This is a genomic window from Pseudoduganella ginsengisoli (assembly GCF_009720865.1).
Lineage (GTDB): Bacteria > Pseudomonadota > Gammaproteobacteria > Burkholderiales > Burkholderiaceae_D > Rugamonas > Rugamonas ginsengisoli.
In genome coordinates, this window is sequence record NZ_WNLA01000008.1 from 23,409 (window position 1) to 49,406 (window position 25,998).

Sequence of the window (25,998 nt, forward strand, 5' to 3'; positions counted from 1 at the left end):
CTGGCCGCGTTGCCTTGCTGGTTTGATATGAAAGAGAGTGAAGGCAGTGTCAGTGTGCCGGATTTTCAGGTGGATCTGCCATGGCGGCGCGGCGAGTAGGCAGCTGCGCGGTGAGCCCGGTCTTGCGGTTTGGCCTGCGGCGATGCCGGCCCGTCGAACACGGCCAGGACAGGTGTTGATGCGGCGGCCGGCAAGGTAAAGACGCTGACCAGTTGTGCCAGTTGATCGGCCTGGTCGTGCAGGGATGCGACCGTGGCGGCGGCTTCTTCCGCCAGGGCGGCATTTTGCTGCGTGACGCTGTCCATTGCCGCCACTGTCTGGTTGACCTGTTCGATACCGCTGCTTTGTTCCTGGCTGGCGTGCGTGATGTCTCCCATGATGGCGGTGACTTCGCCGATGCGGGCGACGATGTTGTTCATGGTGGCGCCAGCATGTTCGACGCGCTGGCTGCCCACGTCAACCTGCGACACGGACGCGTCGATCAGCGCCTTGATTTCCTTGGCGGCGGCGGCGCTGCGCTGCGCCAGTGAACGCACTTCCGACGCTACCACGGCAAAGCCCCGTCCCTGTTCGCCGGCGCGGGCCGCTTCCACGGCGGCGTTCAATGCCAGGATATTGGTCTGGAACGCGATGCCGTCGATGACGGCGATGATTTCCACGATTTGGCGTGACGCGCCGTTCATGGACGCCATGATGTCCACCACTTCCGTCATGACTGCGCCGCCCTCGCTGGCGGCGTTGGCCGCTTCCTGCGTCAACTGGTCGGCCTGGCGCGAGTGCAGGGCGTTGCGTTTGACTGCGGCCACCAGTTCAGTCATCGCGCCGGCGGTTTCTTCCAGCGCCGTGGCCTGCTGTTCGGTGCGCGCGGCCAGGTCGCCGCTGCCGACCGCCATCTGGCCGGATGCGGAAGCGATGGTGTCGGCGCCGTTGCGCACCTGCTGCACGATCGAGGCCAGGCTGGCGCTCATGTCTTTCAATGCCTGCATCAACTGGCCCGTCTCGTCCGCCGAGTGCACGGCAATTGGCGTGCTCAAGTCGCCAGTGGCAACCGATTGGGCAATGCGCACGGCATGCTGGATCGGGCGCGCAATCGAGCGTGCAATCCACCACGCAAACACGGCGCCGGCCAGCAGCGCCGCTGCGCTGAGCAGCTGCAGCAAAGCCTGGCCGGTCCGATACTGTTGCTCGGCCTGCTTCGACAGCGTTTCGATGTAGCTGGTCTGCCGCTGTTTCAAGCTGTTGATGGCGGCCAGGTAGGCGTCCAGCGCCGGGTCCAGCTGCTCCGCCGCCAGCCGGGTTGCCGCGGCGGCGTCGCCGCGGTCTTTGGCGGCAAACACGGCGCTGCGCGCCTGGCGGTAAGCATTGCGGCGGCTGCCGATATCGGCATAGAGCGTACGTTCGCCGTCACTGTTGATCATGCTTTCCAACTGCTGCTGAACTACCCCGATGCGCTGGCTGGCCTGGTCGATTTGCTGCTGGATCCGCTGGCGCTCGCGGGCATCCGTGCTGGAATTCAAGCCGATGGTGCGCGCGCCATTGACGTGGGTCAGGCTGTGCCATTCGGACGCCAGCCGTTCCTTGGCCATGCCTTCGTCGCGCATGCGGATGATCAGGTCACCCATGGTTTGCAGGCGCCAGTGGCCGATGGTGCTGATTGCCAGCAGTAACGCCAGGACGACGCCAAAGCCCCATGCCAACCGGGTTCCAACCTTCAAATCGCGGATCTTCACAGTGACGCCCCTGCGCGTTGTCGAAGAGGCTAGCGTAGCATGGCATTGCTGCCTTGCATCTAAGTAGTAATGCGTACCGGAGACAGTGCGGCTCAGGCGGGTTCCGGCTGCAAGGTGACGTGATCGATGCCATGCGTCGCCAGCAGCATGGCGCGGATCTCTTCAAGGATGCGCGGCCATGCGGCCATGTCGCAGATGCGCACGTGGCCGATCAAAGCGGGCTGGCCCGGCGACATGGCCCACACGTGCAGATCGTGTACCGACGCCACGCCGTTGATCATTTCAATGTCGGCGCCGACTGCCACGTAATCAAGCTGTTCCGGCACACCTTCCATCAAGTGGTGGTACGACTCGCGCAAGATGGCGAACGTGGACTTCAAAATCAACAGCGCCACCAGCACGGACAGCAGCGGGTCGGCCTGCATCCAGCCGGTGAAATAAATGATGGCGCCCGCCGCCAGCGCGGCAACCGAGCCCAGCAAGTCGCCCAGCACATGCACCAGTGCGGCCCGCGCATTCATGCTGTCCTGGTCGCGCGACAAGATCCACGCCACGGCCACGTTGATCAGCAACCCGATCAGGGCCACCGCCATGACGGCGGCCCCTTGAACCGGGTGTGGCGCCATCAGCCGCTGTGCCGCTTCAATGATGATCCAGGCGACGACCGCCAGCATGGCCAGGCCATTGACGAACGCCGCCAACGCTTCCGCGCGGCCATAGCCGAACGAGTAGCGCTCCGACGGCGGCCGGCGCGTCATGTGCTGGGCAAACAGGGCCAGCGCCAGCGAGGCGGCATCCGTCAGCATGTGCCCCGCATCGGACACCAGCGCCAGCGACCCGGACAAAAAGCCGGAGATGGCTTCAACGCCGGCAAAGCCCAACGTCAATGCCAGCGCGAGGGTCAAGGTCGTCAGGCTGCGCTTGCCGGACTGGTGCTGGTAATGCGCATCGCCATCGAGGTGGGCGTGCAGGTGCGTGGAGTCGGGAGTGCCGGACATGGGCTTACTTATAAATGCCGGCAGTAATCACGTACAAGCCCACCTGGCGGAAGTAAGCCGACTTCGCGTGCAAACGCTGGGTTTGCGGGTGTACCCACTTATAGTCGACGGGCCCGGTTTGCCCTTTGGCGGCGCGCTCGATCATTTCACGCACAAATTGCTTGTCATCGTCGTCCCGGTATTCCATGGCGTTCAAGCCGACCAGCCGGGGCGTCATGCCATGCGCCATGATCCTGCCCTGCAAATCGTAAATCACGACATACAAGTCGCGGTACGTAAAGCGTCCCCTGGGATTGCTGACCTCAAAAAAGGTTCTTTCTGGACCTTCATCGATCAGGTATGCCGCGGTTTTGTTAATCAGTGCAATCGCTTCTTCCGCCGTGCCATGTTCGGCGGCGCGGGCGTTCACTGTCGTCAGCGACAGTAGCAAGGCGGCAAAAATAGGGAGGAGGAATTTCATGGAGTTGCGCTATTGGAATAGCTCCTGACTATAACATACGACGTTTGAGCAATGTTTTTACAATCTATCGCGTATTTCGCTCTTGTCGGGCAAGGTTTCCGTCACTATAATGCTGGCTCTCGGGCGGTTAGTTCAGCTGGTTAGAATACCTGGTCGACATCCAGGGGGTCGCAGATTCGAATTCTGCACCGCCCACCAGAATGTAGGCCGGATTAGCGCGCAGCGCGTAATCCGGCATGAGTAGTAATAGTAGTACAACGGGCGGTTAGTTCAGCTGGTTAGAATACTTGGTCGACATCCAAGGGGTCGGGGATTCGAATTCCTCACCGCCCACCAGAACATGTAGTAAGATTTATCTAGCAGTACCAAGGGCGGTTAGTTCAGCTGGTTAGAATACCTGGTCGACATCCAGGGGGTCGCAGATTCGAATTCTGCACCGCCCACCAACCCACAACTATGTAAGAGCGAGAAAGGCAAACCGGTTATGACACCGCGAACTACTACCAAGGTTAGTAAGTAACGCTAGTCGATCGGCTTTCTTCGTCTTATCAAATTGAAAGAAAACGCGGCTGGCCCGCGTTTTTTTTTCGTCTGTTAGTTTCATCACCCCGTCATACCCTTAATTTCCGGCCCAGGCCGATTGGAGAGCATTATGGTTGCAGTCCGTCTTCCCGATGGTTCCGTTCGTCAATTTGACGCCCCTGTTACGGTGGCCCAGGTGGCCTCCAACATCAGCACCAGCCTGGGTAAGGCTGCCCTGGCCGGCAAAGTCGATGGCAAAGTCGTCGACACGTCGTTCCTGATCGACAAGGATGTCGACCTGGCTATCGTGACCGACAAGGATCCGGAAGGGCTGGACGTCATCCGCCACTCGACCGCCCACTTGCTGGCGTATGCCGTCAAAGAACTGTTCCCGGATGCGCAGGTGACCATCGGTCCGGTCATTGAAAACGGCTTCTATTACGACTTCTCGTACAAGCGCCCATTCACCCCGGACGACCTGGTGGCGATTGAAAAGAAAATGGCGGAATTGGCAAAGAAAGATGAAAAGGTCGAGCGCAAAGTGTTGCCGCGCGATGAGGCTGTCGCATATTTCAAGTCCATCAACGAGCACTACAAAGCGGAAATCATTGCATCGATTCCTGCCAATGAAGACGTGTCGCTGTACTCGGAAGGCAATTTCACCGACTTGTGCCGCGGCCCGCACGTACCATCGACCGGCAAGCTGAAAGTGTTCAAGCTGATGAAGCTGGCTGGCGCTTACTGGCGCGGCGACTCGAAAAATGAAATGCTGCAGCGCGTGTACGGCACTGCGTGGGCCAAGAAAGAAGACCAGGAGCAATACCTGTTCATGCTGGAAGAAGCGGAAAAGCGCGACCACCGCAAGCTGGGCAAGCAGCTGGACTTCTTCCACTTCCAGGATGAGGCGCCTGGCCTCGTGTTCTGGCATCCGAAAGGCTGGACCATCTGGCAGCAAGTTGAACAGTACATGCGTAAGAAGTACCAGGACAACGGCTACCAGGAAGTCAAGGCGCCGCAAATCCTGGACGCTTCGCTGTGGGGCAAGACCGGCCACTGGGAAAACTACCGCGAAAACATGTTCGTGACGGAATCGGAAAACCGCTCGTACGCGCTGAAGCCGATGAATTGCCCGGGCCACGTGCAGATTTTCAACAGCGACCTGCGTTCGTACCGCGACCTGCCGCTGCGCTATGGTGAATTCGGCCAGTGCCACCGCAACGAGCCGTCGGGCGCGCTGCACGGCATCATGCGCGTGCGCGGCTTTACCCAGGATGACGGCCACATTTTCTGCACCCATGAGCAGATCGAGCCGGAAGTCGTGGCGTTCCACCAGCAAGCCATGGAAGTGTACAAAGACTTCCACTTTGAAAACATCGACGTCAAGCTGGCGCTGCGTCCGGATAACCGTATCGGCGACGACGCCGTGTGGGACGAGGCGGAAGAAGCGCTGCGTTCGGGCCTGCGCGCATGCGGCGTGACCTGGACTGAGTTGCCGGGCGAGGGCGCGTTCTATGGTCCGAAGATCGAGTACCACTTGAAGGATTCGCTGGGCCGTCCTTGGCAGGTTGGCACCATGCAGGTGGACTTCTTCATGCCGGGCCGCCTGGGCGCGGAATACGTTGCGCAAGACAATAGCCGCAAGACCCCGGTCATGCTGCACCGTGCCATCGTCGGTTCGCTGGAGCGCTTCATCGGCATCCTGATCGAAAACTATGCGGGTGCGTTGCCCATGTGGCTGGCGCCGGTGCAGGTATCGATCCTGAACATCTCCGATGCGCAGGCCGAGTACGTCCAGGATGTGGCCGCCAAGCTGCGCAAACAGGGCTTCCGCGTCCAGACTGATTTGCGGAACGAAAAAATTACGTATAAAATACGCGAGCATTCCGTCCAAAAAATGCCATACATTTTGGTTGTTGGCGACAAGGAGCGGGATGCCAATACTGTGGCCGTGCGGGCGCGTGGCAATGTCGATCTGGGCGTGATGTCCATCGATGCCCTGGTTGAACGTCTTGCTCAAGACGTGGCAGCCAAAGCCTGATCCCGAGGAAACTCGCATACCGGCCTTTCATCATTTGTGAAGGAAAAGACAATAGCTACTGACAAGCAGCATCGCATCAATGGCGAAATCACGTATCCCGAAATGCGTCTGTCGGGCGTGAATAACGAACCGCTCGGTATCGTGAGCCTGACCGAAGCCTTCCGCCTGGCGGAAGAAGCGAACGTCGACCTGGTGGAAATCGCGCCTAACGCGACTCCACCGGTCTGCCGCCTGATGGACTACGGCAAGTTCAAATATTCGGAGCAGAAGAAGGCGCACGAAGCAAAACTGAAGCAGAAAGTCATTACCGTGAAGGAAGTCAAATTCCGTCCCGGTACCGATGATGGCGATTACAATATCAAGCTGCGCAACCTCATCAAGTTCCTCGAGGATGGCGATAAAACCAAGATCACGCTGCGTTTCCGCGGCCGTGAAATGGCGCACCAGGATATTGGCTTCCGTATGCTGGAACGTCTGAAGGCTGACCTGGAGCCGCATGGCCAGGTCGAGCAATTCCCGAAGATGGAAGGCCGCCAGATGATCATGATTCTGGCCCCAAAAAAGAAAAAATAAGATACAATCGCGGATTCCAGTGACGTTTGTCTTTGAGAAAAGATAAACGGACGCTGGAATTTGTATTGAATTTGTCCACTTCACCGTGGGCAAAGTGTAGTAGCCGGCAAGGCTGCTGCATCGACAAGTGAAAGCAGGCACCCAAGCGCGACATAGTTGTTGCCACCTGCAATCCTGTTACTTTGGAGCTGTCCGAGAGGGCAGATGCATTATGCCAAAAATGAAAACCAAGAGCTCCGCGAAGAAGCGTTTTCGCGTGCGTCCAGGTGGTACCGTTAAATCGGGTATGGCTTTCAAGCGCCACATCCTGACCAAGAAGACCACCAAAAACAAGCGTCAGCTGCGTGGTACCCGTAACATCGATGCGACGGACGTTCAGCGCGTCTACGCAATGATGCCATCCGCTTAATCTCACACTCATTTAAGGAGCTACTATGCCTCGAGTAAAACGTGGGGTTACTGCGCGTGCCCGTCATAAAAAAGTACTGAACCTGGCCAAGGGTTACCGCGGCCGTCGCAGCAAGGTATACCGTATTGCCAAGCAAGCAGTGATGCGCGCTGGCCAGTACGCATACCGCGACCGTCGTAACAAGAAGCGCGTATTCCGCGCCCTGTGGATCACCCGTATCAACGCGGCAACGCGTGAACATGGCGTGACCTACAGCGTGTTCATGAATGGCCTGAAAAAAGCCAACATCGAACTGGACCGTAAAGTTCTGGCCGACATGGCTGTGTTTGACAAGCCAGCATTTGCTGCGATTGTTAACACCGTTAAAGCCAAGATCGCTGGCTAATTAGTGGTACCTGACACCTCTGGTATCAGGCGCCATAAGTAAGAAGCGTTCGGTTTGCACCGTTGCAAGACGGTGCTTGAGAGCGGGGCAAGGTGTGAACCTGTGCCCCGTTTTTGGTTTCTAAGACAGGAATTTTGCTGATGAACACCCTGGAAGAACTCGTCGTCTCGGCCCGTGCTGACTTTATCGCCGCCGCAGACGCAGCCGCACTGGAAAACGCGAAAGCCAAATACCTGGGCAAGACCGGCCAGATCACGGAAATGATGAAGGGCCTGGGCAAGCTGGACCCGGACGCTAAAAAAGCGCAGGGCGCCCTGATCAATGCCGCCAAAGTGCAGATCGAAGCCGCGCTGACCGCGCGCCGAGACGCCATGGCGGAAGCGCAGTTACAGATGCGCCTGAATGCCGAGGAAATCGATGTCACCCTGCCAGGCCGCGGCCGCGCCGGCGGCGGCATCCACCCGGTAATGCGCACGTGGGAACGCGTGGAACAGATCTTCCGCTCGATCGGATTCGACGTGGCCGGCGGCCCGGAAATCGAAACCGACTGGACCAATTTCACTGCATTGAACAGCCCGGAAAACCACCCGGCCCGTTCGATGCAAGACACCTTCTATATCGACGGCAACGACAGCACCGGCAAGCCGCTGCTGCTGCGCACGCATACGTCGCCGATGCAGGTGCGTTATGCGCGCAACAGCCAGCCGCCCATCAAGGTCATCGCACCAGGCCGCACTTACCGCGTGGACAGCGATGCAACGCACTCGCCGATGTTCCACCAGGTCGAAGGCTTGTGGATTGCCGAAGACATTTCGTTTGCCGACTTGAAGGGCGTGTACCTGAACTTCGTCAAAGCGTTCTTTGAAACGGACGACTTGCAGGTGCGTTTCCGTCCATCGTATTTCCCGTTCACGGAGCCATCGGCGGAGATCGACATTGCATTCGGTTCCGGGCCGCTGAAAGGCCGCTGGCTGGAAGTGTCGGGTTCGGGCCAGGTACACCCGACCGTGGTGCGCAACTTCGGCCTGGATCCGGAAAAGTACATCGGCTTCGCGTTCGGCTCCGGCCTGGAGCGCTTGACGATGCTGCGTTACGGCATCAACGACCTGCGCCTGTTCTATGAAGGCGACTTGCGTTTCCTGAAGCAATTCAACTGAGTAACCGAAGATCATCCATCGTCATCCCCGCGCAGGCGGGGATCCATAGGCCGCCAGCCATGGTGGCGACGCATGGATTCCCGCATTCGCAGGAATGACGAGTTAATGAAAGCTAGCTATGCAATTCTCTGAAAATTGGCTCCGGACCCTGGTTGATCCGAAAATGACGTCGGACGAACTGGCGCACTTGCTGACCATGTCCGGCCTGGAAGTGGAAGAAGTGGAGCCGGTGGCGCCGCCGTTCAACAATGTTGTGGTCGGCCACGTGCGTGAAACCGCCAAGCACCCGAACGCGGACCGCCTGAATGTGTGCCAGGTGGACGTCGGCACCGGTACCTTGCTGAACATCGTGTGCGGCGCGCCGAACGTGCGCCCGGGCTTGAAAGTCGCGTGCGCGATGGCTGGCGCCGTGCTGCCGCCGGGCGCCGATGGCAAGCCGTTTGAAATCAAGGTGGGCCAGCTGCGCGGCGTGGAATCGCAAGGCATGCTGTGCTCGGCCAAGGAATTGAAACTGTCCGAAGAAGGTTCCGGCCTGATCGAGTTGCCGGATGATGCGCCGATCGGCCAGAACTTGCGCGACTACTTCGCGCTCAATGACTTGAAATTCACCATCAAGCTGACCCCGAACAAGGCAGACTGCCTGTCCGTGCTGGGCGTGGCGCGTGAAGTGTCGGCCCTGACGGGTTCGCCATTGACGCAGCCTGCTTTCCGCACCGTGCCGGTGACGCTGGATGAAAAGCTGCCCGTTAAGGTATCGGCGCCGGATTTGTGCGGCCGTTTCGCTGGCCGGGTGATCCGTGGCTTGAATGCGAAAGCGGCCACGCCGGAGTGGATGAAGCAGCGCATCGAGCGCAGCGGCATGCGGTCCGTGTCGGCGCTGGTGGACATTTCCAACTACGTCATGCTGGAACTGGGCCGCCCATCGCACGTGTTCGACATGGACAAGATCCATGGCAGCCTGGATGTGCGCTGGGGCAAAGCCGGTGAAACCTTGAAGCTGTTGAACGGCAACACGATTACCGTCGATGACTGGGTCGGCGTGATTGCCGACGACAAGGAACTGGAATCGCTGGCCGGTATCATGGGCGGCGATGCCACGGCAGTCAGCCTGGAGACCACGGCGATTTACCTGGAAGCGGCATTCTGGTGGCCGCAAGCCATCCAGGGCCGCGCCCGCAAGTACAACTTCTCGACCGATGCCGCGCACCGCTTTGAACGCGGCGTGGATTACGCGACGATCCCGGAACACCTGGAGCGTTTGACATCGCTGATCGTGGAAATCTGCGGCACGCCCAACACGAAAGTGGGCGCCATCGATGACCAGATCGTCAACCTGCCGCAGCCTAAGGCCGTGCAGATGCGTACGGCCCGCGCGCAGAAAGTCATCGGCGTACCGCTGACGGATGAAGTTATCGCCGACATCTTCAAGCGCCTGGCGCTGCCGTTCACTTTGGAAAACGGCCCGAACGGGGCAGTGTTCTCGGTGACGGCGCCGTCGTACCGTTTCGACATTGAAATCGAAGAAGATTTGATCGAAGAAGTGGCGCGCGTGTATGGCTTTGAAAACATCCCAGCAGTGGCCCCGGTGGCGCCCAACACGATGAAGCTGGCGCCGGAAAACACCCGCTCCATCTTTGCCGTGCGCCACCAGCTGGCTGACCTGGGTTACCAGGAAGTCGTCAACATGAGCTTCGTGGAATCGCAGTGGGAACTGGATTTTGCCGGCAATGACAACCCGATCAAGCTGCAAAATCCGATCGCCAGCCAGATGAGCGTGATGCGCTCGAACCTGATTGGCGGCCTGATTGCCAACGTGCGCTACAACTTGAACCGCAAAGCCAGCCGCGTGCGCGTGTTCGAAGTGGGCGCCATTTTCAAGCGTGATGCGCAAGTGGCCGACGGCCCGCTGACCGTGGCCGGCTACGACCAGCCGCAGCGCGTGGCGTCGCTGGCGTATGGTCCGGTGGCCGATGAGCAGTGGGGCATGGATACCCGCAACGTCGACTTCTTCGACGTGAAAGCGGACCTGGAACACTTGTTCGCACCGAAGCAGCTGCGTTTTACCAAGGCAGCACACCCGGCGCTGCACCCGGGCCGTTCCGCCAACGTGGAACTGGACGGCAAAGTCATCGGCTTCATCGGCGAACTGCATCCGCGCTGGCTGCAAAAGTATGACTTGCCGAATGCGCCGGTCGTGTTCGAGGTGGATGCTATTGCCTTGCAGCAACGCGACGTGCCAAAATATAGCGAGATCTCCAAGTTCCCGGGCGCAACGCGCGACCTGGCGCTGGTGGTCAAGCACAGCGTGCCGGCGCAGGCTTTGCTGGATGCGTTTAATTCCGCATTGCAAGTAAATCCAAATGGCAAGCTCGTGCAAGCCATTGTTTTGTTTGACGAATATCGCGGCAAAGGGTTGGAGGCGGATGAAAAATCGCTTGCTTTCCGCTTTAGCTTGCAAGATACTCAAAACACCCTGCAAGACGATGTGGTAGATGCTGTGATGGCGGCTGTAACGGCTGCCGCAGTTGAAAAACACGCAGCAAAACCACGCGCTTGAAACACGTAGGGCGGGTTCGATGAACCTGCCGCTGCGCCGCCTGGCCGCATGCAGGGCGGCGCAATTTTTACGCAACGATTAGAGGCAGCAAAATTAACAACAACGACGTCGACAACAACGTACTCCAGTCCGCCCTGGATGCGGAGCTGCACAGCGCCATGCTGTCCGCCAAAGTGCGCAAAGAGGCGGAAAAAGACATGCCGACCTTGACCAAGGCGGAGCTGGCGGAACTGCTGTTTGAGCAAGTTGGCTTGAATAAGCGCGAAGCCAAAGACATGGTCGAGACCTTCTTTGACGAAATCCGCAATGCGTTGGAGCGGGGCGAGGCCGTCAAATTGTCCGGGTTCGGCAATTTCCAGCTGCGCGACAAGCCGCAGCGTCCTGGCCGCAATCCGAAAACCGGCGAAGAAATTCCTATCACGGCACGCCGTGTGGTGACCTTCCATGCCAGCCAAAAGCTGAAAGGTATGGTCGAAGAAAGCAACTCGCTGGCCCGTGCCGCTTAATTGAGTGCCACCCATGAACGATCGTCTCGGCAAGTCTGATCCGGCGGCGTTGCCGCCCATCCCGGCCAAGCGGTATTTCACGATCGGCGAGGTGAGCGAGCTGTGCGGCGTTAAGCCGCATGTGCTGCGCTATTGGGAGCAGGAATTCACGCAGCTAAAACCCGTCAAACGGCGCGGCAACCGGCGCTATTATCAGCACCATGAAGTATTGTTGATACGGCGTATACGGGAATTGTTATATGAACAGGGTTTCACGATCAGTGGCGCCCGTAATAAACTCGATAGCCGGGGCGCTGCCGCCGTCCATGCGGAGTATGATGAAGCCATGGGCCGAGAGCCGCAGCCCGTGCAGCCACCGCCGATCGACCGGGCAATGGTGCGCAAGGAATTGCTGGCGATTCTGGAATTGCTGAAATAGCGTGAACCAAGAAAGGCGCCTGTGCGTCTTTTTTTTATGCCTGGTTGGTCAGGGCCAGGTACCAATAGAACCTCCACCGCACGGCTCAGAAGTGTAAAATAGCAGTGATACAATATTAATGTTACTATTTTGATAGCAAAAGTCGTCGGCAGTGTGGGTTTCTCCCATGCGAGGAAGACACGAGGAAAACAATGATACGCGTTGCCATATGTGACGATCATCAGATAGTTAGGGCCGGCTTCAAGCAGATTTTTTCATCTTCGGATGAATTTTCCGTCGTTGCCGAAGGCAGCACCGGCCGCGAAGCGTTGGACATTGCACGCCGCGAAATTTGCGACGTGCTGCTGCTCGATATCGCCATGCCGGACCAGTCCGGCGTTGATACGCTGCGTACCATCCGCCAAGGCCAGCCAGACTTGCCTGTGCTGATTTTGTCCGGCTATCCGGCGCAGCAATATGCGCTGAACCTGTTCAAAATGGGCGCCAATGGCTATCTGAATAAAGAATGTGAAGCAGAAGAATTGATGACGGCCGTGCGCACGGTACACCAGGGCCGCCGTTACGTCAGCTCGCAAGTGGGCGAATTGCTGGCGCAAAGCTTTGACCGCGACCCCAATACGGCGCCGCACACGGAATTGTCCGACCGTGAATTCCAGGTGTTCTTGCGCCTGGCGCGCGGCGCGACCGTGTCGGATATCGGCGTGGCGCTGTCGCTCAGTATTAAAACCGTCAGCACGTACCGTACCCGGATCATGGAAAAGATGGGCTTGCAGTCGAACAGTGACTTGACGTATTACGCGATGAAAAACAATTTGCTGGAATAATGCACCGGAGGCGGCGCCACGCCGCCTGCGTTGCTGAATCTTCCGGCAACGCTCGATGCATTCTTGATAACACCTCCGAACTTTCTTCAATTTTCCTACCTGCAAATCCTGCGCACCGTAGAAAGTTGTGCGCTGCGGCAAATTTCCGCACGGTCTATAATTGGCCAGCTATGCTGGGTTAACCAGCGAAGGAAATGAACCAGGATGTATTTCACAGTCGACAGAGCGCCGCAACACAAGCTGCCCATCTACAAGACGATTCTGTGCATCACATGTGCATTGATTCTGATCGCCAATGGCTTCAGCCTGTACCTGAACTTGCAGTCGTTGCGGGGCGCGAACGCGCAACTGGCGCAAACGTCGCGCGTGGCGGAGCGGCTGCAATACCTGAACGTGCTGGTGCTCGATGCGGAAAGCAGCATGCGGGGGTATTTTACGTCCGGCCGGGAAACGTACCTGGGGCCGACGCGCACGGTGACGGCTGAAACGGAAGCGGAATTCGCGGAACTGGAAAAACTGTTGGCGGAAAATCCCGTCCAGCTGAAAAACCTCGCGCAATTGCGTTCCCTCGTGCGGCGCAAGCTGGCGCTGATGGCGCAAGCCATCGACGTGTACCGCCACGGCGGCCTGGAAGAAATCGTCAACATCGCAAAAGTCAGCGATGAGCGTTCCGCCATGGATGAAATCCGCCTGCAGGTGGTCATCATGGTGCAGGAACAAAATGAAATGCTGAAAAAGCGCAGCGAAGCGTTTTATAACGAATACCACAAGGCGATTGTGCTGGGCATGGGCATCAATGCCGTCGCCATCATTGTATTGATCGCGTTCTACCAGCAAGTGCGGCGCAGTTTCATGAACCGCGCTGCCGCCGAGCAGGCGTTGCAGGCTGCCAATGAAAACCTGGAATCCACGGTGGAACAGCGTACCGAGCAATTGTCCGTGCTGTCGCGCCATCTGATCAGCATCAGCGAAGAGGAAAAAGTCAGGCTATCGCGGGAATTGCACGATGAAATGGGGGCGAATCTCACGTCGATTTCCATGGATATCGCAGCCGTCATGGGCCAATTGCAAAGGACGCAGCCGCCAATGGATGATTTGGCGCAGCAATTGAAGCGCGCCCGCGCCACCCTGGTCGATACGGTGGAAATGAAGCGCCGCATTATCGAGAATTTGCGCCCCAGCTTGCTCGATAACCTGGGCTTGTGCGCGGCCATTGAAAGCTATTGCGAAGAATTTACCCGCATGTCGAACGTGCCGTGCGAAACCGATATTGCCAGCCATATCGATGGCATTGCGAAATCACGCGACAGCAGCCTGGCCATTGCCTTGTTCCGCATCGTGCAGGAATCGCTGACGAATATCCGTAAATACGCCAAGGCCAGCACAGTCAGTGTGACCTTGCAATGTGCGGAAGAAGTATTGACGCTGCGGGTGATTGACGATGGCATCGGCATCGAATCGAATACCATCGTCAAGCCCATGTCGCATGGCTTGCTGGGGATGCGTGAACGGGCGTTGCTGCTGGGCGGCACGCTGACGATACGCCGCGGGCGCAATGAGCAGGGTACGTGCATCGAAGTGCATATTCCGCTGCGCCACACGCCGCCCAAGGTGCCGGGCCGTCCGCCGGAACTCAGCAGCTTGCCACGTCCACCAGCAGACGGTCATATTCCGTCTTTGCCACCTTATAGCACTCCCCAGCGTAGCGCTCCAAGCCTGCACGATCAAGCACAGTGATATTGCCACGGCGGTAAGTGATCATGCCGTCGTCCTGCAGCTTGCCGGCAGCGGCCGTGATGCTTTCGCGCCGCACGCCCAGCATAATGGAAATCATTTCCTGCGTGACTTTTAACTCGTTGGTGGCGGAACGGTCCAGGCGGTCCAGCAGCCAGCGGCACAGTTTTTGTTCAATCGAACTGTGGCGGCCACCGACAGCGTTTTGCGCCATTTGCGCAAACAGCGCGTGGTTGTAACGCATTAACAGCTGGGGCAGGGCGCCGCCCTGGTTGAAGCAGTCGCGCAGTGCCTGCGCTTTCAGGCGGTAGCCATAACCGGCGCTTTGCACGACCGCGCTGCACATGGCGCGCTCACCGGGGAACATCGACACGCCGACCACCCCTTCATGGCCGACCACGGCGATTTCCGTGGTGGCGCCATCTTCCATCACATACAGCAGCGACACGATTGCCGTCGTCGGAAAATACACGTTTTCCAATTTGCTGCCATACTCAAACAACTCTTTGCCAAATGGCAGTGCAACCAGTTCGAGGTGTTCAAACAGGGATTCCAGGACTTCGCGAGGCAGGGCGGCCAGCAGTTCGTTTTGCTGGGTGCCGCTGTAACTGACGACAGGCCGGGACGCAACTTTGAATTCCGGCGAGTCGGGGTCCATCCGGGCCACGGGTGGCGTGCCGCTGTCGCTGTCAAGTTGAGTGCTGTTCATTTTTTTCCTCACAAGCTTAAGTACATGATTGCAATGCGACGCCAGTGATATGGACCAGTGATATGGACACCAGGTGGGACTTCTGTTCTCGTTCCCACTTTATCGATTGCGTTGTTAGTACTTTAAGTTCTTGTGTAGGTTACGAACATAAGACGGTTCTCCGCACCCGTGTAGGCTTGGAGCATGGCGCTTTGTAAGTTTATTCCTACGGAAAGTTTGTCCAGCGGAATGTTGTTCAACTAGCCCTGCAAGCGCTTGCGCGACACCATGCTGGGCTTGTTCGCACTCCATTCATGTGGCTGAGCAACAGTTGGCCAGCGGCCGTCATGGGCGAGCGCAGCGGGCGCGGCCTCCGCGTCGTGCTCATGTCCATGGTCCAGACGGAAGCGGCTGACGGCTGTGCCCAGTTGCACGGCTTCTTCATGCAAGCTGTCCGCCCCGGCGGAAGCCTGCAGCACCAGCGCACCGTTTTGCCGTGTCATGTCATCGATACGGGCCAAGGCGCGGTCCACTTGTTCGATTTGCTGCCGCTGCGCCGCTTCCGCTTCACTGATTTGCGCAATGATGGCTGCTGTCTGTTGCACGGACTGCAGCACTTGTTCCATTGTCACGCCCGCTGCATCGGCCTGCGCATGGCCTGCTTCCACGCGGGATACGGAATCGTCTATCAGCGCCTTGATTTCTTTGGCAGCCGATGCGGAGCGCTGCGCCAGCGAGCGCACTTCGCTGGCCACGACGGCAAAGCCCCGTCCCGCCTCGCCGGCGCGGGCGGCTTCTACGGCGGCATTGAGCGCCAGGATATTGGTCTGAAACGCGATGCCGTCGATGACGCCGGTGATGTCACGGATCTGGTCGGAGCTGGCGCGGATGGCAGCCATGGTGCCGGCCACGGCCGCCACCTTGTCGCCGCCTTGGTGGGCAATGTCGGACGCCGATTGGACCAGCTTGCGGCCATTTGCCGCATGGGCCGCGTTGCGCTGCACGTTTGCCGTCAATGCGCGCATCGAGGCGGCGGTTGCCGACAAGTCTTCCGCCTGCGATACCGTGTGGCCGGACAACGCCGTATTACCGCCGGCCAGTGCATCTGCGCCGCTGGCAATGCGGCCGGCGCCGCTGCGGATATCGCCGACCAGGGTGGCCAGCGCATCCGTCATGCCGCCAAAGGCATTGACAAGGGCGCCGATTTCATCGCGCGCGGGCGAGGCAACGGCTTGCGTCAAGTCGCCCGCCGCGGCGGCGCGCACGGCGTGGTTCAACGCGCCCACGTCGCGCGAGAAGGACAGGTAAAAACCGGCAAACAGGAACGCTGCCATGGCAATGGCCGCCAGCACACCGGCCAGCATCAGGTTGCGGCGCAACTGGGCGCCGGCCATCCGCTCCGCCAGCAACTGGTCCAGTGCTTTCGCGCAGGCGCCGCCGAACGCATACAAGCCATCGATGGCGGCATTGCCGGCGCTGGAAAATTCCTTGCCGGAAGTCTGATCGTACGAATTTGTCACTTCGCTTTTCGTGCGCTCCAGGAAGGCGAGCGCGTTATTGGTGGCTGCCCCGTGCGATTGCAGCGCGGCTTTCAATTCCGGATTGTGCTGCAGCATGGCGGCTGCCTGGCTGGGCAGGCGCTCCAGGTTGTGGCGGGCAATCATGGCCGTTGCATTGACCACCTGGTCTTCATTGGCTTCGAACAAGCCGCTGTCGATATACGCGCCGCCACGGGCGGCAATCACGGACAAGTCTTCAGCGATGTCCGGCAGTGTGCGGGTGAACGCGGCAATCAAGTAATACGTTTGCACTTGCGGGTCCAGGCTCAGGCTGGAGCGGTCGGCCACGGCTGTCGCGAGTTTGCCCAGCTGCGTGATCAGCATGGCGTGCAACTGCATGCTGTCCTTGGCGTCCGATGCGCCGTTGGCCTGGCGTTCCGCCAGCGTACTCCACGATTGGCGCACTGCCGCCCATTCCGGCATTACGGACAGGCCGGCCGCATTGGCTTGCCATGCATCGAGCCGTTTGATGCGTTCTTCAGCCTGGGTGCGCAATGGTGCGCCATCGGCAGCTTGGTGCGCTGCCAGGCGCAAGCGCTCGATCGCGCGGTGCTGCTGCACGAGGCGGGTGATGTCATGTACTTGCTGCAGGTAGGCCACGCCACGCTGTTCGCTGCCCGTGACGGCGATGGATTTGTTCAGTTCGGCCATCAGCAAAGTGGTGACCATCAGCAAAGGCAACAGGAATACCAGCGTAACGAGTGTAAATTTAGGGAACAGGCGCAAGCGTTGCATTAAAGCGATGGCTGGCTGGATTAACGTTTTCATCTTGATCTCAGTCGAATAAAATTTCCGCCATGCAATAATGCCCGTCGTATGTGACAACTTGATGAAACTATTGTCACAAAAGCGAGGCTAAATTCCTCCGCTTGCCCGGTTCGCCTGCGGACTCTATAGTGGCCATACCCCCGTTTGAAAGGCAGCCGATGCACGTATTGGTAGTGGAAGACGACGCCGTCCTGGCCGATGGCCTGCACCGTATCCTGACGGGACACGGGATGGCGGTCGACGTGCTGAAAAACGGTACCGATGCCGATGCGGTGCTGGCCACGCCGGAAGGCGATGGCATCGCTGTTGTCGTGCTCGATATCGGCTTGCCCGGCATCGATGGCTTTGAAGTGGTGCGCCGCATGCGCGCCCGGGGCGCCGCCACGCCGGTCTTGCTGCTGACGGCGCGCGATGCCGTCGAAGACCGTGTGCGGGGCCTGGAACTGGGAGCGGACGATTACCTGGTGAAGCCGTTTGCCATGCCGGAACTGGTGGCGCGCGTGCGGGCGCTGGCGCGCCGCCACGCGCCCAAGCCGCAAGTGCTGGCCATGGGCGCGCTGGCGCTGGATGCGGTGGCGCGCCGCGCCCGCATTGGCGAGCGCGTGATCGATTTATCCGCCCGTGAGTGGGCCGTGCTGGAATACTTGCTGCAGCATGGTTCGCGCGTCGTATCGAAGCAGCAAATCATTGACGCCATCCTGCCGTTCGGCGACGACATGACATTGAACGCGGTGGAAGTGTATATCTCGCGCCTGCGCCTGAAAATTGCCGATGCGGGCATCACGATCCGCACCATCCGCGGCTTTGGCTACATGCTGGAACCGGCCACGGCGTCCCATGCGTGACGCGCCTGCCGCACTGCGCCCGGGAAGCATCCGCCTGCGGCTGATGACTTGCCTGATCGGCCCGTTCGTGTTGATCAGCCTGATTGCCGGGGTGCTGACGTATTTGCTGGCGTGGCTGCCGGCGCAAATGGCGTATGACCAGAATTTGTTTGATGCGGCCAGTGCGCTGGGCGCGCGGCTCGACGTAAAGGATGGCGCGTGGCGCATGGATTTGCCGCCGCAAGCCGAGCAAGTGCTGCGCAGCGGCGATATCGACCGTGTGGCGTTTGCCGTACGCGACGGCAGTGCACAGGTGGCCGGGGACCGTGATTTTCCGCCATTGCGCAAGCCGCCCAAGGTGGGCGTGCCCATCGCGTATGATGGTGTGGCCGGCGGCGAACCGGTGCGCATTGCCGCGTTGCGCGTCAGCCGGGGACAGCGCGAGGCTGTCATCGGCGTGGCGAAAACCGTGCGCATGCGTGCGCAGATCCGGCAGACGGCATTGCGCGCGCTGCTGGCGCTGGGCGTCGTGGCGACCGTGGGCAGTATCGGCCTGGCATGGCTGTCCGTCACCAATGGCTTGCGCCCGCTGGACCGCATGCGCAGCCATTTGAATGCGCGCAGCCGCGACGACCTGGAGCCGATTCCGCCGGAAGGCGTGCCGTATGAACTGGAGCCCGTGGTGCTGGCGTTTAACGGCTTGCTGGCGCGCGTGGAAAGCGCGGCGCAGGCGCAGCAGGATTTCCTTGCCGACGCGGCGCACCAACTGCGCACGCCGCTGGCGGGCTTGCAGGCGCAACTGGAGTGGCTGGCGCAGCGGCACCGTGATCCGGAAACAGCGCACACGGTGGCGCTGATGCTGTCCGCCACCGAGCGCATGGCGCGCCAGAGCAAGCAATTGCTGGCGCTGGCCCGTGCCGAATCCGGCCACCTGGAAAAATCCGTGCTGGCGCCAATGCAGCTCGATGCACTGGTGGGGGAATGCGTGCAGCAATTTGTCGAGCAGGCGGCCCGCAAGCACATCGACCTGGGCTTTGAACTGGAACCGGCCGCCGTGCTGGGCGAGCGTTTCCTGCTGCGTGACTTGATCGATAACCTGATTGACAATGCGCTGCGCTATACGCCGGAGCACGGCATGGTGACGGTGCGCTGCCGGCAAAGCCCGGAGCAGGGCAGTGTGCTGGAAGTGGAAGATTCGGGTCCCGGTATCCCGCCGCCATTGCGCAGCGCCGTGTTTGACCGCCACGTGCGGCTGGACAGCAAGTTGACGGGCAATGGCCTGGGATTGGCCATTGTGCGCGACATCGCGGCCGTGCATGGCGCCACCGTCGCGGTCGGCACCGGTGCGCAGGGTGTGGGCGCGTTGTTCACTGTGCGCTTTCCGGCCTCCGCGTAATCTGCCTTCAGCTCATGCCGGCGCCAGGTTTGCACAGCAAGCCTGGCGCCCCACCGCTACAGCTAAAACACCCCGGGGAAATGGTGTAAAATCTCCAGTTTTGCTCCGCAAGGCCCCGGCCATCCCCATGTCCAACGAAATCGACACCACCTCCAGCGACAACGCAGAACAAGGCAGCGTGAAATCTGCCGCCCTGATCGCGCGTGAAACCAAGCGCCGCCGTACGTTCGGCATCATTTCCCACCCGGACGCGGGTAAAACCACGCTGACGGAAAAGCTGCTGCTGTTCTCGGGCGCAATCCAGATGGCAGGTACGGTGAAGGCCCGTAAATCCGGCCGCCACGCCACGTCCGACTGGATGGAAATTGAAAAGCAGCGCGGCATTTCGGTCGCATCGTCGGTGATGCAGTTCGATTTCCGTGACCACATTATCAACTTGCTGGATACCCCGGGCCACCAGGACTTCTCGGAAGATACCTACCGCGTGCTGACGGCGGTGGACTCGGCACTGATGGTCATCGATGCGGCCAAGGGCGTGGAAGCGCAGACCATTAAGCTGCTCGACGTTTGCCGCATGCGCAATACGCCGATCGTCACGTTCATGAACAAGCTGGACCGCGAATGCCGCGACCCGCTGGAATTGCTGGACGAAGTGGAATCCGTGCTGAAGATCCAGTGCGCACCCGTGACGTGGCCGATTGGCATGGGCAAGAATTTCCGCGGTGTGTACCACTTGCTGAACGATGAAATCCTGCTGTTCCGCGCCGGCGATGAAAGCGCGAACCAGGACGTGGAAGTCATCAAGGGCATCGACAATCCGCGCCTGCAGGAAATGTTCCCGATGGAGATGGACCAGTTGCGCATGGAAGTCGAGCTGGTGCACGGTGCATCGCACCCGTTCAACCTGGAAGATTTCCTGGCCGGCGTGCAGACCCCCGTGTTCTTCGGTTCCGCCATCAACAACTTCGGCGTGCGTGAAATCCTGTCCGCGCTGGTGGACTGGGCGCCCGCACCGCGTGGCCGCGACGCGTCCGTGCGCGTGGTGGAACCGACCGAGGAACCGTTCACTGGTTTCGTATTCAAGATCCAGGCCAATATGGACCCGGCGCACCGCGACCGTATTGCCTTCCTGCGGGTGTGCTCGGGCCGTTTCGAGCGTGGCATGAAGGTCAAGCATTTGCGCCTGGGCCGCGAAGTCAAAGTGTCGTCCGTCGTGACGTTCATGGCGTCGTCGCGCGAACAGGTGGAAGAAGCGTACGCAGGCGACATCATCGGCTTGCCGAACCACGGCAACATGCAGATCGGCGACAGCTTCTCCGAAGGCGAAATGCTGACCTTCACCGGCATCCCATACTTCGCGCCAGACTTCTTCCGCCAGGTACGCATCCGTAACCCGCTGAAGATCAAGCAGTTACATAAGGGCTTGCAGCAGCTGGGCGAAGAGGGCGCGGTACAGGTGTTCAAGCCGGTGTCCGGCGGCGAGCTGGTGCTGGGCGCGGTCGGCGTGCTGCAGTTTGAAGTGGTGGCGAGCCGCCTGATGAATGAATACGGCGTCGATGCCGTGTTTGAGAGCACGTCGATTTCCACGGCGCGCTGGGTGTCGTCGGATGACAAGAAAGCATTGTCGGACTTCGAAAACGCGTTGTCGGCCAACGTGGCCTACGATGCGGCAGGCAACCTGGCTTACCTGGCGACGTCGGGCGTGAACCTGCGCCTGACGCAAGAGCGCTGGCCGAAACTGCAATTCCACGCGACGCGCGAACACGCGGCAAAACTGGTGTAAAAAAAAGCGGGCCGCTATGGTCCGCTTTCCAGTGAGCTCGTCACCCTCGCGCAGGCGAGGATCCATAAAACGCCGCCACCGCGGCGTTTTATTTTGCCGGCGTCGCCAGCGGTTTCCCTTTCTCCACGACATACACCCCCACCAGCTTCATGACGGTGCCGCCCACATTGCGCGCGTCATGCACCTTCCCGGCCGGAATCACAAACGCATCTCCAGCCTTCACGCGCCGCGGGTCTTCCCCTTCAATCAGCAATTCACCTTCGCCCTCCAGCACATAGCTGATTTCATCTCCCGGATGGGAATGCCGCCCAGCCACGGCGCCAGGCTCCAATTCCACCCGCGCCACGACAGCTTCATGTCCCGGCGCCGCGACGTCAGCCTTCGTCACGACAGTGCGCTTGATCCCGGACGCCTGCGCAAAGGCGCCGCCGGAAGCCGCCAGTAGAAACGCGGCAAGAAATGCCGATGCAGTCACGGATTGATTCATTAAGCATGTCCTTTGACAGGTTCATGGTGATGGTCGTTACCGAACAAGATGGCGTCCAGAATGCTGGCAGACCAGCACAGTACGCAGGTAAGGGTAGCCGCCGTCATGGTCGGCCCGTTGACGCGCGAAGCAGCAATTTGCGCCGCCAGCACCGTTACGTCCAGCGCCAGCGTGCCATTGGCCAGCTGCGCCGCCACCATCGACGCTTGTTCGTAGGCGACATGCAGGATGTAAAACAGGGAAACCAGGGAAGGGATGAGGAAAATGCAGCCACGGGTGGGCTTTTTCAGGAAGATGATTTGCCCCAGCCCTGGGAATACGAGGCCGGACATCAGTGCTGCCTTGAGGGATTGCTTCATGGTCAGAACTCCTTTGTGGGGAGACTCTATCTTACACTTTTGGCAAACAGTGTGGTGAGGTCAGCAACGCGAGAATCACGTTTAGAGGCATGCTTCCCGCATGCCTCCGATATCTGGCCTCAAGACTTTCTATTACATAGGTGGTACAGGCGGTTCGTTCGTCACTTCTGGATCGACAAGAAACTCGACGCCGTCGCTGTCAGCGAAATGAAGCGTAAGGTTGAAAGTCTCTTTTGCAGTATTTGCATCACTAAAGGTAACAATTTTACCGCTATCGCCGATACTGGGTTCGCTGAACTGATTAGAGGTTACTGGCTTAAAAGTGACTTTCTTTATCGTCACGTCAGCGGGAGTTGGGGAAATGAGCTGGTAATTAATAACAGTGTCAAATTCGGTAATCGTAAGCGAGTCAGGATCAAATGAAGTTTTGTATTTGACCTTTTTAGTTACTGAATCGATCTCAGGTATTGCCGTAACTTGCACATTTTTAAAGGAGGTTGGAGGGACGTTACTCATTGGATTCCTTTCTATGGGCGTGGGTGACTAAATATTGCAGATGGTTTCGCTCTGCATAACTCATATCTGACAGCAATCTTTGCTGTGGCTTTACTTTTTCAATGTCCCCGGTGCAGGCAAAAGACCGTATATATGGCGCTATTATCCAATAGTCTTTGGTGTTTTCGGAGAATGGTTGCAATATATTTTGAACTTTCTTGCACTTCGAAATGGATTCGGCTGGTTTCTTCTCATCCAGGCTAAGGTCAGCATCGATCAGTATTGCTTCAGATAAATAAGCTAAAATTGATGCGTCGCTTTTGTTCTGCTCATGCTGTTGTTGTAGGGTTGCAATCGAATTGTTGACTGCGTGCCTTGCTAAAACAAATTCTTCAGCATTAGCCAGAAAATGTGCTTTTTTATACAGGGCGCGGGCATTCATCACTGCAAAATCAGAACGCTTGGGGGCCGAAGCCATTAGAGCTTCCAAACGCTTTAGAAGGATATCCAGCCTATCCAGACCTTCTTTTTCTTTTTTGCTATCAATATCGGTGTCAATTAAGCGTAATTGAACGCGCAACAGCGCAAACTCCCAATTTTTATTGGAAGAATCAATTGCAGTCAGATCCTTCATTATTTTCTCCGCTTGGCGTAACTCGCTGCCAGCGGATGGGATTTCGCCCTGAATAAAACGCAGATCCGCGCTGAAAGCCTGTGCAATTGCTAAACGGTACGAAATGGTTGTGTCATTTGGAGACTCTGCGTGCATTGTCTCCAGTAGTGATTTTTGTTCCTGTATATATTTAGCTGCGGATATCAACTCACCTTGGCGTGACAATGAACTTCCCAGCCATGAGAGGCTATTTGCCAGTTCAAGCCGTACCTCGCGTCCGTTTGGAATCTTTGCTAGCACGCGCCGCTTAAGCTCGACTGATTTTTCAAAATGTGGAATCGCTTCTTTAAAATTTCCTCGCCGCACTGCAACTGAACCGAGATTGTTTTGGGCATAGGACTGTTCCAGCCACCCGTCGGCATCTGTGGGATTAAGCGCGATCAGCTGAACACTGAACTTGTCATAATCCATGAAGTAGCGTTGGGCTTCGCCAAGCTCATTCTTGTTCAAATAAATTTGTCCCAAGAGAAAAGCATTGGCCATCTTTAGCCTGAGCAAATCTTTCGTCGGCTTCGCATTTTTTTCCCATGCGGCGAGCATAGTTTCAGAGGCTTGTAAGGCTTGGCTCGCAACCTCTGGTGCATTTTTCGCTATATTGACGTCCGCAATCAGTTGTAGGGCTTTAACGCGCTGCATCTGGGCGGTGCTTGATAAATCCTGATTGTCACTTGCCGTAAGATACGTGAGCGCTTTATTGCTGACATCGCTTAGCAAAGCAAGCTTGCCAAGCGGACGCAATTTATCCACAAAGTCTCCGAGCATGTAACTCATCAGGCCTTCCGCCTCGATCCGATGTTGCTCGGCATTAGCCTGTGCTCTCTTGGCGGTAATTCCCAAGACACCTGCTAAGACTGCCAAGAGGCATATCATTATCATGATGCCCACGCGGAGTCGTTCGCTCAGCTTCGCCCTGCGTTGGGAGGTAACGATGTACTCTTGCTCCTGAGCAGACAGCGAAAAACCGTCCAAAACTATCAAGTTGGCTGCCTGGTTAATGCGGCTACCAGGAGGAAGCAGCAAGTCACGCGGTTTGCCGGCAGCAACCCATTTGTCCGCATCTATGCTAATCCGGGTGCGCAGTTGTAAAGCATGGCGATGTTGCTCTATCCACTCGGACACTCTAGGCCAACGTCGAAGCAATGCTTCATGTGCCATTCCGAAGCAGGGGACATTTCCAGACAGTTCGCTCACGAACAGTCGGGCTTCGACGAGTGCTTGCAGCAATTCATTTGCGTCGGTATCTGGCAAGGCTGACCAAGGTATTCGGCGCGCCGTAACCGTGCCTTGTTTTTCGGAAACATCTACAATCAGAGATAGCACGCGAGGTAACGCTCGCGCTTTAGTGGAATTTAAGCTTGCTACGACCTGCTCAGCGCGAACAGCGATTGCGCCCTCAATACCGCCTAATTGCCGTAAAGTCTCCAGTCGTAATGTCCCATCCTCTGCGCGCTGTCGATAAAGTTCGTTCAGCGTGTATTGAAGCAAAGGCAACGTATCCGGACTCCCCCGCGCCGCATCACACAGCACGTCATCCAGCGAAGCCCCCGTAGCTGGATCCACCTCAAACTTCAACCCAGCCACCTTGGCCGGCATCCGCACCATCTGCGCAATCTCCGCCCCATCCGGCGGATTCAAGTCAAAGTGCCCGCCGCGCGCCTTCAGCGCCATCAACGCTGGCAGCGCAATCACTTCCGGATAAAAATCATTCCGGCAAGCCAGCATCACCAGCACCGCTTTCGACCGCGCCAGATGTTCCAAGACAGCAATAAACCGCACGCGAATCTCATCAGTGACGCCCGGCGCCCGGAAAATCGCCTCGAGCCGGTCCACAAACAAGCCGATTTTGATCCTTCCGGAAGCTTCCCTTAACCTTCCGGCAATGGTTTCAGCATCAGAAGATTCCAGCCAGCGCCCCAATCCCTCGGCATTGTCACCAGCGAACAACAGTTGCCCGCCCACTTCCGCGTCGATCAGCACAGCAGCCAGCGCCTGGAACAAATTTCCATCCGCCAGGTCCGCGCAATCCATATATAAGGTGCACGCCAGCGCCACGGGTTCGCCTGAGCCGGTACGCGAAGCCATCAGCCCCGGCAGCAGGCCGGCACGCACCAAAGAAGTCTTGCCTGACCCGGAAGGTCCCAGCACCAGCGCCATCGCGCAGCCTTCGGAAGCTTGCTGCAGCACCAGCTCGCGCAATTGCGCAGTCGCCTGCATGCGCCCAAAGAAGATGGCCGCATGGCTTTCCTGGAATGATTCCAGCCCGCGGAAGGGAGAACCTTGCTGCCAGGAACCTTCCAAAGCCGCTTCTTCCGACAGGACAGGTGCGATGGCGCGGTAGCCGCGCTTGCGGACAGTTTCGATATAGCGGGGTTCGGACGCGGAATCGCCCAGCGCACGGCGCAGTTGGGTGATGGCTTTGTGGATGGGGTTGTCACCCAGTTCGGCATTGCCCCAGCAGGCTTGCAGCAATTCTTCCGGAGGGATGACGGCGCCTGCGTGGCGGCACAAGTACCGCAACACATCCATGGCCTTGGGCTCGACAGCCGCTGCCGTATCGCCGTTACGCAGCGTATTGCTGTCTGGATCAATCTGCCAATCGCCGAAGCGGAACCCGTTTTCGCTCATTCACCGCCGCCCACATAAAAATGATTTCTT

Annotated in this window: 22 protein-coding genes and 3 tRNA genes; 16 read left to right on the top strand and 9 right to left on the bottom strand. The window is 58.4% G+C overall.

Annotated elements, in window-relative coordinates; translation table 11 throughout:
- Window positions 1–65: 65 nt before the first annotated feature.
- From GM668_RS13700 to GM668_RS13710, 3 genes are all read right to left on the bottom strand, one after another.
- Complete coding sequence (locus GM668_RS13700) at window positions 66–1,730, bottom strand: methyl-accepting chemotaxis protein (RefSeq protein WP_170305635.1); 1,665 nt, start codon at window positions 1,728–1,730, stop codon at window positions 66–68.
- Window positions 1,731–1,822: 92 nt separating this feature from the next.
- Complete coding sequence (locus GM668_RS13705) at window positions 1,823–2,728, bottom strand: cation diffusion facilitator family transporter (RefSeq protein ID WP_155439533.1); 906 nt, start codon at window positions 2,726–2,728, stop codon at window positions 1,823–1,825.
- Between the two features lie 4 nt (window positions 2,729–2,732).
- A complete protein-coding gene (locus GM668_RS13710; protein ID WP_155439534.1) occupies window positions 2,733–3,188 on the bottom strand; it encodes a cache domain-containing protein in 456 nt (151 codons plus the stop codon).
- 121 nt (window positions 3,189–3,309) lie between these two features.
- Here GM668_RS13710 and GM668_RS13715 point away from each other — a divergent pair.
- The 13 genes from GM668_RS13715 to GM668_RS13775 all read left to right on the top strand — a co-directional run bounded on the left by GM668_RS13715 (window position 3,310) and on the right by GM668_RS13775 (window position 14,314).
- Window positions 3,310–3,386: transfer RNA gene (locus GM668_RS13715), tRNA-Val, on the top strand.
- Window positions 3,387–3,447: 61 nt separating this feature from the next.
- A tRNA-Val gene (locus GM668_RS13720) sits at window positions 3,448–3,524 on the top strand.
- Window positions 3,525–3,557: 33 nt separating this feature from the next.
- Window positions 3,558–3,634: transfer RNA gene (locus tag GM668_RS13725), tRNA-Val, on the top strand.
- A gap of 206 nt (window positions 3,635–3,840) precedes the next feature.
- A complete protein-coding gene (gene thrS, locus GM668_RS13730) occupies window positions 3,841–5,748 on the top strand; it encodes a threonine--tRNA ligase (RefSeq protein WP_155439535.1) in 1,908 nt (635 codons plus the stop codon).
- 51 nt (window positions 5,749–5,799) lie between these two features.
- Window positions 5,800–6,321 carry a translation initiation factor IF-3 gene (gene infC, locus GM668_RS13735; RefSeq protein ID WP_371868705.1) on the top strand — a complete coding sequence of 174 codons (522 nt, stop codon included), beginning with the start codon at window positions 5,800–5,802 and terminating at the stop codon, window positions 6,319–6,321.
- A gap of 211 nt (window positions 6,322–6,532) precedes the next feature.
- Window positions 6,533–6,730, top strand: coding sequence for a 50S ribosomal protein L35 (gene rpmI, locus GM668_RS13740; RefSeq protein WP_056156036.1), 198 nt, complete (start codon window positions 6,533–6,535; stop codon window positions 6,728–6,730).
- Between the two features lie 25 nt (window positions 6,731–6,755).
- Window positions 6,756–7,115 carry a 50S ribosomal protein L20 gene (rplT, locus tag GM668_RS13745; protein WP_155439537.1) on the top strand — a complete coding sequence of 120 codons (360 nt, stop codon included), beginning with the start codon at window positions 6,756–6,758 and terminating at the stop codon, window positions 7,113–7,115.
- Between the two features lie 140 nt (window positions 7,116–7,255).
- Window positions 7,256–8,272, top strand: a complete 1,017-nt coding sequence (gene pheS / locus GM668_RS13750; protein WP_155439538.1) for a phenylalanine--tRNA ligase subunit alpha — start codon at window positions 7,256–7,258, stop codon at window positions 8,270–8,272.
- Between the two features lie 118 nt (window positions 8,273–8,390).
- Complete coding sequence (gene pheT, locus GM668_RS13755; protein ID WP_155439539.1) at window positions 8,391–10,829, top strand: phenylalanine--tRNA ligase subunit beta; 2,439 nt, start codon at window positions 8,391–8,393, stop codon at window positions 10,827–10,829.
- Window positions 10,830–10,987: 158 nt separating this feature from the next.
- Window positions 10,988–11,335, top strand: coding sequence for an integration host factor subunit alpha (locus GM668_RS13760; protein WP_155439540.1), 348 nt, complete (start codon window positions 10,988–10,990; stop codon window positions 11,333–11,335).
- Window positions 11,336–11,348: 13 nt separating this feature from the next.
- Window positions 11,349–11,753: a MerR family transcriptional regulator gene (locus GM668_RS13765; RefSeq protein ID WP_155439541.1), complete on the top strand. Its 405-nt coding sequence runs from the start codon at window positions 11,349–11,351 to the stop codon at window positions 11,751–11,753.
- A 191-nt stretch (window positions 11,754–11,944) separates the two neighbouring features.
- On the top strand, window positions 11,945–12,577 hold the full coding sequence (locus GM668_RS13770) for a response regulator (protein WP_154378648.1): 633 nt from the start codon (window positions 11,945–11,947) through the stop codon (window positions 12,575–12,577).
- Window positions 12,578–12,781: 204 nt separating this feature from the next.
- Window positions 12,782–14,314 carry a CHASE3 domain-containing protein gene (locus GM668_RS13775; RefSeq protein ID WP_155439542.1) on the top strand — a complete coding sequence of 511 codons (1,533 nt, stop codon included), beginning with the start codon at window positions 12,782–12,784 and terminating at the stop codon, window positions 14,312–14,314.
- Here the strand turns inward: GM668_RS13775 and GM668_RS13780 are convergent.
- Window positions 14,211–14,969: a Crp/Fnr family transcriptional regulator gene (locus GM668_RS13780; protein ID WP_229499318.1), complete on the bottom strand. Its 759-nt coding sequence runs from the start codon at window positions 14,967–14,969 to the stop codon at window positions 14,211–14,213. The two genes, GM668_RS13775 and GM668_RS13780, sit on opposite strands and share 104 nt — an antisense overlap.
- A gap of 290 nt (window positions 14,970–15,259) precedes the next feature.
- Complete coding sequence (locus GM668_RS13785) at window positions 15,260–17,326, bottom strand: methyl-accepting chemotaxis protein (RefSeq protein ID WP_155439544.1); 2,067 nt, start codon at window positions 17,324–17,326, stop codon at window positions 15,260–15,262.
- Between the two features lie 158 nt (window positions 17,327–17,484).
- Between GM668_RS13785 and GM668_RS13790 the strand changes: the two genes are divergently transcribed.
- The 3 genes from GM668_RS13790 to GM668_RS13800 all read left to right on the top strand — a co-directional run bounded on the left by GM668_RS13790 (window position 17,485) and on the right by GM668_RS13800 (window position 21,329).
- The gene (locus GM668_RS13790) at window positions 17,485–18,171 is read left to right on the top strand and encodes a response regulator transcription factor (protein ID WP_155439545.1); all 687 of its coding nucleotides are present in this window, start codon (window positions 17,485–17,487) and stop codon (window positions 18,169–18,171) included.
- The gene (locus GM668_RS13795) at window positions 18,164–19,546 is read left to right on the top strand and encodes a sensor histidine kinase (protein WP_155439546.1); all 1,383 of its coding nucleotides are present in this window, start codon (window positions 18,164–18,166) and stop codon (window positions 19,544–19,546) included. Before GM668_RS13790 ends, GM668_RS13795 begins: the two co-directional genes overlap by 8 nt.
- Window positions 19,547–19,673: 127 nt before the next feature.
- Window positions 19,674–21,329 carry a peptide chain release factor 3 gene (locus GM668_RS13800; protein WP_155439547.1) on the top strand — a complete coding sequence of 552 codons (1,656 nt, stop codon included), beginning with the start codon at window positions 19,674–19,676 and terminating at the stop codon, window positions 21,327–21,329.
- Between the two features lie 88 nt (window positions 21,330–21,417).
- Here GM668_RS13800 and GM668_RS13805 read toward each other — a convergent pair whose 3' ends face one another.
- The 4 genes from GM668_RS13805 to GM668_RS13820 all read right to left on the bottom strand — a co-directional run bounded on the left by GM668_RS13805 (window position 21,418) and on the right by GM668_RS13820 (window position 25,968).
- On the bottom strand, window positions 21,418–21,816 hold the full coding sequence (locus GM668_RS13805) for a cupin domain-containing protein (protein ID WP_155439548.1): 399 nt from the start codon (window positions 21,814–21,816) through the stop codon (window positions 21,418–21,420).
- Entirely contained in the window at window positions 21,816–22,175 is a 360-nt protein-coding gene (locus GM668_RS13810) for a hypothetical protein (protein ID WP_155439549.1), read from the bottom strand. The genes GM668_RS13805 and GM668_RS13810 overlap by 1 nt, the downstream gene beginning before the upstream one ends.
- Before the next feature lie 132 nt (window positions 22,176–22,307).
- Complete coding sequence (locus GM668_RS13815) at window positions 22,308–22,691, bottom strand: DP-EP family protein (RefSeq protein ID WP_155439550.1); 384 nt, start codon at window positions 22,689–22,691, stop codon at window positions 22,308–22,310.
- Entirely contained in the window at window positions 22,684–25,968 is a 3,285-nt protein-coding gene (locus GM668_RS13820) for an nSTAND1 domain-containing NTPase (RefSeq protein WP_155439551.1), read from the bottom strand. The genes GM668_RS13815 and GM668_RS13820 overlap by 8 nt, the downstream gene beginning before the upstream one ends.
- Between the last annotated feature and the right edge of the window lie 30 nt (window positions 25,969–25,998).

Bases quoted from the DNA above. Each gene is read 5' to 3' on its own strand.
- GM668_RS13705 (WP_155439533.1), bottom strand. From the start codon at position 2,728: ATGTCCGGCACTCCCGACTCCACGCACCTGCACGCCCACCTCGATGGC.
- GM668_RS13710 (WP_155439534.1), bottom strand. From the start codon at position 3,188: ATGAAATTCCTCCTCCCTATTTTTGCCGCCTTGCTACTGTCGCTGACG.
- thrS (WP_155439535.1), top strand. From the start codon at position 3,841: ATGGTTGCAGTCCGTCTTCCCGATGGTTCCGTTCGTCAATTTGACGCC.
- rpmI (WP_056156036.1), top strand. From the start codon at position 6,533: ATGCCAAAAATGAAAACCAAGAGCTCCGCGAAGAAGCGTTTTCGCGTG.
- rplT (WP_155439537.1), top strand. From the start codon at position 6,756: ATGCCTCGAGTAAAACGTGGGGTTACTGCGCGTGCCCGTCATAAAAAA.
- pheS (WP_155439538.1), top strand. From the start codon at position 7,256: ATGAACACCCTGGAAGAACTCGTCGTCTCGGCCCGTGCTGACTTTATC.
- pheT (WP_155439539.1), top strand. From the start codon at position 8,391: ATGCAATTCTCTGAAAATTGGCTCCGGACCCTGGTTGATCCGAAAATG.
- GM668_RS13760 (WP_155439540.1), top strand. From the start codon at position 10,988: ATGCTGTCCGCCAAAGTGCGCAAAGAGGCGGAAAAAGACATGCCGACC.
- GM668_RS13765 (WP_155439541.1), top strand. From the start codon at position 11,349: ATGAACGATCGTCTCGGCAAGTCTGATCCGGCGGCGTTGCCGCCCATC.
- GM668_RS13770 (WP_154378648.1), top strand. From the start codon at position 11,945: ATGATACGCGTTGCCATATGTGACGATCATCAGATAGTTAGGGCCGGC.
- GM668_RS13775 (WP_155439542.1), top strand. From the start codon at position 12,782: ATGTATTTCACAGTCGACAGAGCGCCGCAACACAAGCTGCCCATCTAC.
- GM668_RS13780 (WP_229499318.1), bottom strand. From the start codon at position 14,969: ATGGACCCCGACTCGCCGGAATTCAAAGTTGCGTCCCGGCCTGTCGTC.
- GM668_RS13785 (WP_155439544.1), bottom strand. From the start codon at position 17,326: ATGAAAACGTTAATCCAGCCAGCCATCGCTTTAATGCAACGCTTGCGC.
- GM668_RS13790 (WP_155439545.1), top strand. From the start codon at position 17,485: ATGCACGTATTGGTAGTGGAAGACGACGCCGTCCTGGCCGATGGCCTG.
- GM668_RS13795 (WP_155439546.1), top strand. From the start codon at position 18,164: ATGCGTGACGCGCCTGCCGCACTGCGCCCGGGAAGCATCCGCCTGCGG.
- GM668_RS13800 (WP_155439547.1), top strand. From the start codon at position 19,674: ATGTCCAACGAAATCGACACCACCTCCAGCGACAACGCAGAACAAGGC.
- GM668_RS13805 (WP_155439548.1), bottom strand. From the start codon at position 21,816: ATGAATCAATCCGTGACTGCATCGGCATTTCTTGCCGCGTTTCTACTG.
- GM668_RS13810 (WP_155439549.1), bottom strand. From the start codon at position 22,175: ATGAAGCAATCCCTCAAGGCAGCACTGATGTCCGGCCTCGTATTCCCA.
- GM668_RS13815 (WP_155439550.1), bottom strand. From the start codon at position 22,691: ATGAGTAACGTCCCTCCAACCTCCTTTAAAAATGTGCAAGTTACGGCA.
- GM668_RS13820 (WP_155439551.1), bottom strand. From the start codon at position 25,968: ATGAGCGAAAACGGGTTCCGCTTCGGCGATTGGCAGATTGATCCAGAC.